We start from the raw sequence: 3,719 nt of genomic DNA on the forward strand, positions 1-3,719 counted from the left end.
TTTTTAACACTCACTTAATAACTTATATTTAATAACCTCTTCACTACAACAGACTAAAGTATGAAATCTGCATATATTTAAAACTTAAAACTTTCTCATTTAATATTGATAACCATCTACCTTGTCACTAATTTTTCAAATTTAATTAAATGATAAATAGGTGATAAGTTCTTATAATAGTAAATTAGGTGAAGTTAAAATGAAAAAACTAATGAATTTAGTCTTTAAATATAAAATATTTCCATTTTTAATGGGAATAATCAGTTTGTTACTCGCCATTAGCGTAGTGATACAAAATATTAGTATTGCCGAATTTTTAAATCGCATGCTTTATCACCAGCATACCTCTATTTATCCATTATTATTACTCATTTTAGTCGTACTTATTTTAAGAGCCACATTAAATACGATTAATTTACTTTTAGGTGATAGGTTAGCAACCAAAGTAAAACATCAGCTCAGAAAACAAGTGTTATTTAAACAATCATCTGTCACCATTGGTACACAAATTAACATTTTGACAGAAACGATTGATGGCTTAGTACCATTTTTCAAAAGCTATTTACCCCAAGTCTTTAAATCAATGATGATACCATTCATCATTATCTTAGCCATGTGTTTTATTCATTTAAATACAGCACTGATAATGATTGTGACAGCACCATTTATTCCGCTCTTTTATATTATTTTTGGACTGAAGACACGTGATGAATCCAAAGACCAAATGACACATCTTAACCTATTTAGCCAAAGATTTTTAAACGTAGCACAAGGCCTCATCACATTGAAGTTATTTAAACGCACGCACCACACTGAATCCCAAATCTATAAAGATAGCACGCAATTTAGAGATTTAACGATGCGAATTCTACGTAGCGCCTTCCTTTCAGGCCTCATGCTCGAATTTATCAGCATGCTCGGCATTGGATTAGTGGCCCTAGAAGCGGCATTGAGCCTCGTCGTCTTTCATCACATCAACTTTAAAACAGCCGCAATTGCGATTATCTTAGCCCCTGAATTTTACAATGCTATCAAAGATTTAGGTCAAGCTTTCCATACCGGCAAACAAAGTGAAGGTGCAAGCGATATCGTATTTGAATTTTTAGCTTCTGAAAATGCAACACCAAACAGCACACCAGAAATCGTACCTACACAAACGTCCCAAATTAAGATGGCAAATGTACATTATCAATATCCTGATACCACTACATTTGCTATCAAAAATGTTTCATTAACGATTAATCAAGGTGAAAAGATTGCCATCGTAGGCCCAAGTGGGGCAGGTAAAACAACATTAGCGCGACTACTTATCCAATCGCTCAAACCGACGAATGGAAACGTGACGTTTAACAGTGACGTGTCCAATATAGGAATGTTAAGTCAACATCCATACCTTTTTTCAGCAACAATAAAAGAAAACGTTGCGATGTTTAAAGATGTTGAAGATGAAGTCATTCTCGAAGTATTAGAAAAGGTAGGGCTTAAAGATAAAGTCCAAAGCTTAGTACAAGGTATTCATACACCTATCGGGGAAGGTGGCGAAATGTTATCTGGAGGACAAATGCGCCGTCTTGAATTATCACGCGTATTATTAACAAATCCAGATATCGTCGTCTTTGATGAGCCGACGACAGGTTTAGATTTGGCCACTGAACGCGTGATTCAACAGGCAATTGCACAATATTTCGAGCATACAACAATGATTATTATTGCGCATCGTACATCTACGATTCGCCAAGCAACACGTCGTTTATTTATTGAAAATGGCCAACTGATTAAAGATGATCATGATATTTCAGTTAGTTACACAAAAGGTGGTGAGCAACGATGAAACCACGTATTCAATTTCGACCTGATAAAGATTTATTATTAGCGATATTAACTGGTATAGCAGGAAGTTTAGTAGCATTAGCCATGTTCTTTCTAAGTGGTTATATGGTGACTCAAAGTGCACTAGGGGCACCACTATATGCATTGATGGTACTCGTTGTATCCGTAAAATTATTTGGTTTCTTACGTGCCATTGCCCGATATGGAGAACGCTTATTGTCGCATCGCACGACATTTACAATGCTACGTGATGTAAGAGTACAATTTTTACAACACTTGATTCCACGTGTACCAAATCTTTATCGTAAATATAAATCAAGTGATCTTATCTCTAAAATGATTAGTAAAGTAGAAGTACTTCAAAATATTTATTTACGCGTGTATTATCCGCCAATAGTCATTGGATTTACAGCAATCATTGCAGCTGTGACGCTGATTTATTTTAGCGTGGCACATGCGATTATTATTGTGATTAGTATGTTGTGTTCATTATGGATTGTGCCATGGCTTAGTGCGAAACGTGCACGTACGTTGAAACAACAAGTTGCGTTACAACAACAAGATACTTTAGCGAAATTTTATGATTATAAAGAAGGTTATGAAGAATTAAATCGTTTTAATCAAACTGAAGCATATCGTCAAGGTGTGCTTGATTCATTGGATAAATATGATAAGTTGCAAGCAAAAGAAACACGCTTCTTAACGTTATATGATTATATGTTAAATCTACTTGCGATGTTAGCTTTATTTGCCAGTCTTGCACTCGGCGCGATACAAGTGGGGAATGGTCAGCTCAATGTTATCTATTTAACAAGTATCGTGTTAATGATGTTAACGCTATTTGAACAAGCCGTACCAATGAGCAACTTTGCATATTATAAAGCTGATACCGATGAAGCCTTAGCAAATTTAAACGATGTCTTGTCATATACAACTACTACTTCCACTTCAGATATTACTTCTAGAGATGGGAATGTATTTGAAGTAGAGGATTTAACTTTTAATTATCTCTATCAAGAGACATCGGTGTTAAATAATATTAATTTAACTGTTAGTAAAGGAGAGAAAGTGGCTATTATCGGTCCATCTGGTTCAGGTAAAAGTACCTTACTTCAAATTTTAAGTGGTTTATATGATATTCCACATGGAGATGTTAAACTTTACGGCCACACAGTGACGGATATCACAGAAGAAGTACGCTATAGTGAGCTTAATGTGTTATTGCAAGCCCAACAACTATTTGATGGTACTATTCGTGAGAATTTATTTTCAGAGGAAAAAGATGAAAAATTACTGCAAGTGTTAGAACAAGTTAACCTAGGACATTTGAAATTAGATCAGCAACTTACGCTTGATGGACATACGTTATCAGGAGGAGAAATTCAACGCTTGGCACTTGCGCGCTTACTCTTGAAAAAGGCGGATGTGTGGATATTAGATGAACCAACGACAGCATTGGATGAAGCGAATACTGAAAATGTGATGCATTTGGTGGACCAATATTCGAAAACAGTGGTAGTTGCTACGCATGATATAGCGTTACTATCGCAATTTGATAAAATTGTTGTGATGATTGATGGTCAAGTGATTGAACAAGGCAGTTATGATGCACTAGTTGAAAGGGATAGTTATCTAAGTCGTTTGATCAAAGAAAATAACCAATAAGTTATGAGAAGTAGTTCTTAGGTAGATGTTTATTCGTTTAAGTTTTGTCGCTTTCCGGTGGGAAAGGCTCAAGCTTGTAATATTGTAAAGGCGTTCTTAGATAGGTACTCACTCACTTAAGTTGCTAAGCTTTCCAGGGGTGCCGTCTCAGCCTGTAGTCTTCTAAAGAAATTCTTAGATGAACATTCACTCATTCTGTTGTGATGCTTGCCTAGGGGGCTGGG

2 protein-coding genes are annotated in these 3,719 nt (G+C 35.7%); both read left to right on the plus strand.

What is annotated here, in order from left to right; all coding sequences use genetic code 11:
* Positions 1-199 precede the first annotated feature (199 nt).
* Positions 200-1,831 carry an ABC transporter ATP-binding protein/permease gene (locus CD128_RS07765; protein ID WP_103329436.1) on the plus strand — a complete coding sequence of 544 codons (1,632 nt, stop codon included), beginning with the start codon at positions 200-202 and terminating at the stop codon, positions 1,829-1,831.
* Entirely contained in the window at positions 1,828-3,495 is a 1,668-nt protein-coding gene (gene cydC / locus CD128_RS07770) for a thiol reductant ABC exporter subunit CydC (RefSeq protein ID WP_103329437.1), read from the plus strand. The genes CD128_RS07765 and cydC overlap by 4 nt, the downstream gene beginning before the upstream one ends.
* Positions 3,496-3,719: the final 224 nt, after the last annotated feature.

This window comes from Staphylococcus croceilyticus, assembly GCF_002902575.1.
GTDB lineage: Bacteria > Bacillota > Bacilli > Staphylococcales > Staphylococcaceae > Staphylococcus > Staphylococcus croceilyticus.

What these genes read in the sequence shown, in the direction of transcription:
- CD128_RS07765 (WP_103329436.1), top strand. Translation starts at nt 200, where the DNA reads ATGAAAAAACTAATGAATTTAGTCTTTAAATATAAAATATTTCCATTT.
- cydC (WP_103329437.1), top strand. Translation starts at nt 1,828, where the DNA reads ATGAAACCACGTATTCAATTTCGACCTGATAAAGATTTATTATTAGCG.